The 6,597-nt window shown below is 69.3% G+C and carries 5 protein-coding genes; 2 read left to right on the plus strand and 3 right to left on the minus strand.

Annotation, left to right across the window (positions count from 1 at the left end):
• Positions 1-66 precede the first annotated feature (66 nt).
• From AC07OA_RS13360 to AC07OA_RS13370, 3 genes are all read right to left on the minus strand, one after another.
• Positions 67-636 carry a TMEM165/GDT1 family protein gene (locus AC07OA_RS13360; protein WP_494664294.1) on the minus strand — a complete coding sequence of 190 codons (570 nt, stop codon included), beginning with the start codon at positions 634-636 and terminating at the stop codon, positions 67-69.
• A 237-nt stretch (positions 637-873) separates the two neighbouring features.
• Positions 874-1,611, minus strand: a complete 738-nt coding sequence (locus AC07OA_RS13365) for a DUF2793 domain-containing protein (RefSeq protein ID WP_494664295.1) — start codon at positions 1,609-1,611, stop codon at positions 874-876.
• A gap of 91 nt (positions 1,612-1,702) precedes the next feature.
• Entirely contained in the window at positions 1,703-2,710 is a 1,008-nt protein-coding gene (locus tag AC07OA_RS13370; RefSeq protein ID WP_494664296.1) for an NAD(P)H-dependent flavin oxidoreductase, read from the minus strand.
• A 173-nt stretch (positions 2,711-2,883) separates the two neighbouring features.
• On the opposite strand from AC07OA_RS13370, the gene AC07OA_RS13375 reads away from it, so the two are divergent.
• Both AC07OA_RS13375 and scpA read left to right on the plus strand, forming a co-directional pair.
• Entirely contained in the window at positions 2,884-4,341 is a 1,458-nt protein-coding gene (locus AC07OA_RS13375) for a methylmalonyl-CoA mutase family protein (protein WP_494664311.1), read from the plus strand.
• Positions 4,338-6,491, plus strand: a complete 2,154-nt coding sequence (gene scpA / locus AC07OA_RS13380) for a methylmalonyl-CoA mutase (protein WP_494664297.1) — start codon at positions 4,338-4,340, stop codon at positions 6,489-6,491. Before AC07OA_RS13375 ends, scpA begins: the two co-directional genes overlap by 4 nt.
• The last annotated feature ends 106 nt before the right edge of the window (positions 6,492-6,597 follow it).

Below are 6,597 nucleotides of genomic sequence, written 5' to 3' on the forward strand. Positions count from 1 at the left end.
GCCGGGAACCCTTTTGGCGCTGAGGTCCGCTCGCATCAAGGGCGAGCGGACCTCGAGAGCTCCGCGTCAGCCTCGGAACGCCTCGACGCCCGCCCAGACGCCCAGTCCCAGGAAGACCAGGGCCGCGCCGATGCGGACGTACTTCAGAGGCACGATCTTGGTCACCGCCTCGCCGAAATAGACCGCCGGGACGTTGGCCAGCATCATGCCCAGGGTGGTGCCGGCCGCGACCAGCAGCACGTTGTGGAAGCGCGCGCCCAGGGCGACCGTGGCGATCTGGGTCTTGTCGCCCATCTCGACCAGGAAGAAGGCGATGGTGGTGGTCAGGAACACGCCGTAGCGGCCCTTGCCGCCGGGCATGTCGTCGTCGGCCTTGTCGGGGATCAGGGCCCAGGCGGCCATGGCGATGAACGAGATGGCGATGGCCCAGCGGAACCAGGCGCCGTCCAGGAAGCGCGAGGCCTCCGAGCCGACCAGGGCCGCCAGGGCGTGGTTGGCCAGGGTGGCGACGAGGATGCCCAGGATGATCGGGATAGGCTTCTTGAAGCGGGTGGCCAGGATGATGGCCAGCAGTTGGGTCTTGTCGCCGATTTCGGCGATGGCCACCACGAGGGCCGAAACGAACAAGGATTCCATTTTAGAAAAACACCATCCGGGCCGAGCGCATGCCAATAGCGTCGGAGACCCCGCCCAGCCCGGAACGGAAACCGACGCCATTGGTCTCGCCGCGGAAGCTAGAACATCGCTTCCTTCATCCGCGCCATGCCTCGAAAGGCAAGTGTGTTGACGGCGGGTCCCACTGATCGTTGCGGGCGGCTACTCCCCAAAGGTGCGGGGTGAGTAGCCGCCCGAGGAAGCGGGGTCAACCGCCGACTACACCGCCGCCGGTGCGTCGAAGCGCATCAGGTGCATCGAGACCCGCACCTTGCCGCCGGTGAAGCTGGCGCCCGCGGCGGTGATCACCACCGGCGTATCGGCATAGTAGGCCGTCGGACCGATCACCCCGACATTGCTGGCGTTCTTGGCGATCCCCAGGGCCGAGCCGAACTTGTTGCCGTCGCCCGAGACCCCGCAGCTGTAGGCGGTGGCGCCGGTGATCGCGACGGTGGTGCGGGTGGTGACGCCCAGCACGATCGACCGCGCCGGGATCGGGGTGGTGGTGGCCACCGAGGCGCCCGACAGGGTCAGCTCCTGCTCGAGGATCTCGAAGCGGGTCGAGGCCAGGAACGGCGAGCGGGCCGCCGTCAGGGCCTTGAAGGTCGAGGACAGCGGGGTCCAGCCGGCGCCGTCGTGGATCAGGGCCAGGCCCTCGTCGACGATCCAGGCCAGCCAGCCGGCCTTGGGCGTCAGGGCTTCCCAGGCCCCGTCGGCGTGACGGGCCAGCAGGCCGGCGGCCATGTCGAGCCAGGCCGAACCGGTGGCCCCGCTGGGCAGGATGTGGATCGTCCCGTCGGCGGGCGAAGCCGGCTGGGCGGCGACGGTGCGGCTCTGCACCGCCAGCTGGACCAGGCCGTCCAGCTTGCCGAGGGCTTCGTTGACGGTGATGTGCTTCTGGGCCTGGCCGGCGGCCACGAAGGGCAGCGACAGGCGGGGCGTGGCGTCGTTGGACATGGAGGCTCCTGGAGGGTTTCGAACCCCTCCAGTGTCGCCCCGCCCGGAGTCCCGGGGGACCGACGCGCGCCGGTCCCCCGTCTATCCCCGTCTACTGGGCCGCGAAGGCCAGGTGGCTTCCCGAAGTCAGGGCGGTCTTGGCCGCCAGCTCCGCCTTGGCGTCCTCGTATTGCTCCGCGAACTTGGCGATCAGTTCGCCGGCCGACAGCACCGCGTCGATGGCGCCCACGCCCTGGCCCGAGCCCCAGATGTCGCGCCAGGCCTTGGCTTCCTGGTTGCCGCCCGAGCCGAAGTTCATGGCCGACGGATCGCTGACCGGCAGGTTCTCCGGGTCCAGGCCCGCCCGCACGATCGACTGGCGCAGATAGTTGCCGTGCACGCCGGTGAAGAGGTTGGAATAGACGATGTCGTTGGCCGAGGCCTCGACGATGGTGTCCTTGTAGGCCTGGGGCGCGTTGGCTTCCTTCGTGGCGATGAAGGCCGAGCCGATATAGGCCAGGTCAGCCCCCATGGCCTGGGCGGCCAGGATCGAGCGGCCCGAGGCGATCGAGCCCGACAGCACCACCGGCCCGTCGAACCACTGGCGGATCTCCTGCACCAGGGCGAACGGCGACAGGGCGCCGGCGTGGCCGCCCGCGCCGGCCGCGACCGGGATCAGGCCGTCGGCGCCCTTCTCGATGGCCTTGTGGGCGTGCTTGTCGTTGATCACGTCGTGCAGGGTGACGCCGCCGTAGCTGTGGATCGCGCCGTTCAGGTCCTCGCGCGCCCCCAGCGAGGTGATCACCACCGGGACCTTGTATTTCACGCAGAGGGCGACGTCCTCCTCCAGCCGGTTGTTGGTCCGATGGACGATCTGGTTGACCGCGAACGGCGCCGAGGGGGCGTCCGGATTGGCCTTGTCGTAGGCCGCCAGCTCCTCGGTGATCCGGGCCAGCCACTCGTCCAATTGAGATATCGGCCTGGCGTTAAGCGCCGGAAACGAGCCGACAATGCCCGCTTTGCACTGGGCGATGACCAGATCTGGATTACTGATGATGAACAGTGGAGACGCGATGACGGGCAGGCGCAGGCGGTCGCGCAGGATCGGCGGCAAGGCCATGAAGGTGGTCTCCTCTGGGGCGGCGAAGGGGGGCCGCTCATGTAAACAGCGTTAGCTTAAACGCTCGTTCGCGCCATGCGCAAGCGCTTGACCTCCCCAAGGGTAGGGGCGCATCTGCTGGCCAAAACAAGAAAATATTGCACTGCAGGAGAAGAGACGTCGTGACTCAGGCGATCACGCCACTGGCCGAGGATTTCGGTCCGGGGGACCACATCAAGGACGGGGCCCGGTGGATGGCCCTGGTCGAGAAGACCTTGAAAGGCCAGGCGTTCGAAGACGCCCTGATCACGCGCACCCCCGACGGAATCGCCATCCAGCCGCTCTACATCGCCAAGGACGGCGTGGCCGTGGCGCGCGACCTGCGGGCCCGCGACGCCGACCGCCCCTGGGACCTGCGCATGCGCGCCGCCCATCCCGATCCGCGCCGGACGGCCGCCGAGATCATGAAGGACCTGGAAGGCGGCGCGGCCTCGGTGCTGCTGGCCATCGATCCCACCGGCCGGGCCGGCGTGGCGGTCGGCTCGCAGGACGACCTGGCCAAGGCCCTGGATGGCGTCTTGCTGGACCTGGCCCCCGTCGCCCTCGACGCCGGGTTCCTGGGCCCCAAGGCCGCCGACTGGCTGGGCGCCCTGGCCAAGGCCGCGCCCAACGCGCCGCTGGCCTTCCACATGGACCCGCTGACCGCCTTCGCCCAGGCCGGCGCCAGCCCCGGCCCCATCGAAAGCCACCTGGTCTCGGCCGCCACGGTCGGCGCCCGCCTGGCGGGCACCTACGCCAAGGCCGGCCTGTTCCTGGCCACCGGCCGCGCCGCGCATGAGGCCGGCGGGTCGAACACCGAGGAACTGGCGGTGATGGCCGCCAGCGCTCTCGCCTACGCCAAGGCTCTGGTCCGCGCGGGTCTTTCCATGGAAGAGGCTTTCTCGCGCATCGTCCTGGGCGTCAGCCTGGACGCCGAATACTTCACGGGCGTCTCCAAGGTGCGCGCCGCCAAGGCCGTGTGGGCGCGGATCACCCAGGCCTGCGGCGTGTCGGTTCCGGCCGTGATCGAGGCCCGCACCTCGCAGCGCATGCTGGCCAAGGCCGACGCCTGGACCAACCTGCTGCGCCTGACCTCCGCGGGCTTCGCCGGCGCGGTCGGCGGGGCCGACGCCATCGTGCTGGGCGCCTTCACCGACGCCCTGGGCCTGCCCACCGCCTTCGGCCGCCGCCAGTCGCGCAACACCCAGCTGGTGCTGATGGAAGAGAGCAACCTGGGCCGCGTCGCCGATCCGGCCGGCGGCTCGTGGTATCTCGACAGCCTGACCGACCAGCTAGCTCGCGCCGCCTGGGGCGGTTTCCAGGCCATCGAAGCGGCCGGCGGCATCGTCAAGGCGCTGGAGAGCGGCCTGGTTTCCGACATCGTCGGCGCCACCCGCGCGGTGCAAGAAGCCGAATACGCCGACAAGCGCCGCAAGATCCTGGGCGTCACCGTCTTCCCCAACGCCGACGACAAGCCCATCGAGGTGGCCACGCCCGACGCTTCGGCCTTCGCCGTCGAGGGCCCCAACGCCCGCCTGCCGGGACCGGATTCTCACTGCCCGCCCCTGACCCCCATCCGCTTCGCCGCCGCCTTCGAGGGAGCGACCGCATGAGCCAGTTCCCCGATTTCAAGGACGTCGCCTTCGAAGCCGCCGCCACCGCGCCCGCCGCCGGCGGCGCGGTCTGGTCCACGCCCGAGGGCGTCGACGTGGCTCCCGCCTTCACCGCCGAGGACACGGCGGGTCTGGACTTCACCGACGGCTATCCCGGCGTCGCGCCCTATCTGCGCGGCCCCTACCCGACCATGTACGTGACCAATCCATGGACGGTGCGGCAGTACGCGGGCTTCTCGACCGCCGAGGACTCCAACGCCTTCTATCGCCGCAACCTCGCGGCCGGTCAGATGGGCCTGTCGGTGGCCTTCGACCTGGCCACGCACCGGGGCTACGACAGCGACCACGAGCGGGTGAAGGGCGACGTCGGCATGGCGGGCGTGGCCATCGACTCCATCCTCGACATGCGCACCCTGTTCAGCGGTATCCCGCTCGACAAGATGAGCGTGTCGATGACCATGAACGGCGCGGTGCTGCCGATCCTGGCGCTCTACATCGTCGCCGCCGAGGAACAGGGCGTCACGCCCGACAAGCTGTCCGGGACCATCCAGAACGACATCCTCAAGGAGTTCATGGTCCGCAACACCTACATCTACCCGCCCGGTCCCTCGATGCGGATCATCTCGGACATTTTCTCGTTCACCGCGCAGAAGATGCCGAAGTTCAACTCGATCTCGATCAGCGGCTACCACATGCAGGAGGCCGGGGCCTCGGCCGACCTGGAGCTGGCCTACACCCTGGCCGACGGCATCGAATACGGCCGGGCCGGCGTCGCAGCCGGCATGAGCATCGACGCCTTCGCCCCACGCCTGTCGTTCTTCTGGGCGATCGGCATGAACTACTTCATGGAAGTGGCGAAGATGCGCGCCGCCCGCCTGCTGTGGGCCCGGCTGATGAAGCGCGAGTTCGATCCCAAGGACGACCGCAGCCTCTCCCTGCGCACCCACAGCCAGACCTCCGGCTGGTCGCTGGCGGCCCAGGACGTGTTCAACAACGTCTCGCGGACCTGCGTGGAGGCCATGGCGGCGGTCAACGGCCAGACCCAGAGCCTGCACACCAACGCCCTGGACGAAGCCCTGGCCCTACCGACCGACTTCTCGGCCCGCATCGCCCGCAACACCCAGCTGTTCCTGCAGATGGAAAGCGGCACCACCCGCGTCGCTGACCCGTGGGGCGGCAGCTACTATGTCGAGCGCCTGACCCACGACCTGGCGGTCAAGGCCCTGGCCCATATCGAGGAGGTCGAGGCCGCAGGCGGCATGGCCAAGGCCATCGAGGCGGGCATCCCCAAGCTGCGCATCGAGGAAGCCGCCGCCAAGACCCAGGCCCGCATCGACGCCAATCGCCAGAGCGTGGTCGGCGTCAACCGCTACAAGCCCGAGGTCGCCGACGACATCCCGATGCTGAAGGTCGACAACACCTCGGTGCGCAACCAGCAACTGGAAAAGCTGGCCCGCCTGAAGGCCGAGCGCGATCCGGCCGAGACGGCGGCGGCGCTGAAGGCCTTGGAAGACGGCGCTCGCGGTACGGGCAATCTCCTGGCCCTGGCCGTCGACGCGGCCCGCGCCAAGGCCACGGTCGGCGAGATCAGCATGGCCATGGAGAACGTCTTCGGCCGTCACCGCGCCACGATCCAGTCGATCCAGGGGGTCTATATGAAGGAAGCCGGCAACGACCCGGCGGCCGCCCGCGCCAAGGCGATGGTCGAGGCCTTCGAACAGGCCGACGGCCGCCGGCCGCGCATCCTGGTCGCCAAGATGGGCCAGGACGGCCACGACCGGGGCCAGAAGGTGATCGCCACCGCCTTCGCCGACCTGGGCTTCGACGTCGACATCGGCCCACTGTTCCAGACTCCGGCCGAGGCCGCCAAGCAGGCGGTCGAGAACGACGTCCACATCGTCGGCGCCAGCTCCCTGGCGGCCGGCCACCTGACGCTGGCTCCGGAACTGAAGGCCGAACTCGCCAAGCAAGGTCGCGGCGACATCATGATGGTGGTCGGCGGCGTGATCCCGCCCCAGGACTTCCAGGCCCTCCGCGACGCCGGCGCCGCCGCCATCTTCCCGCCCGGCACGGTGATCGCCGAAGCGGTGATCGAGCTGCTGGACAAGCTGAACAAGCAGCTGGGCTATACGCAGGGCGAGGCGGCGTAGGACTGACCTCGGGGCTTGTGCGAGCGGCTCACTTGCCCCCTACGGACCGCTTCGCGGTCGTCTTCCCCCGTAGGGGGAAGAGGTGCGATAGCGCGGCGTCCTCCGC

The sequence above is a fragment of the Caulobacter sp. GW821-FHT09B08 genome (assembly GCF_059418225.1).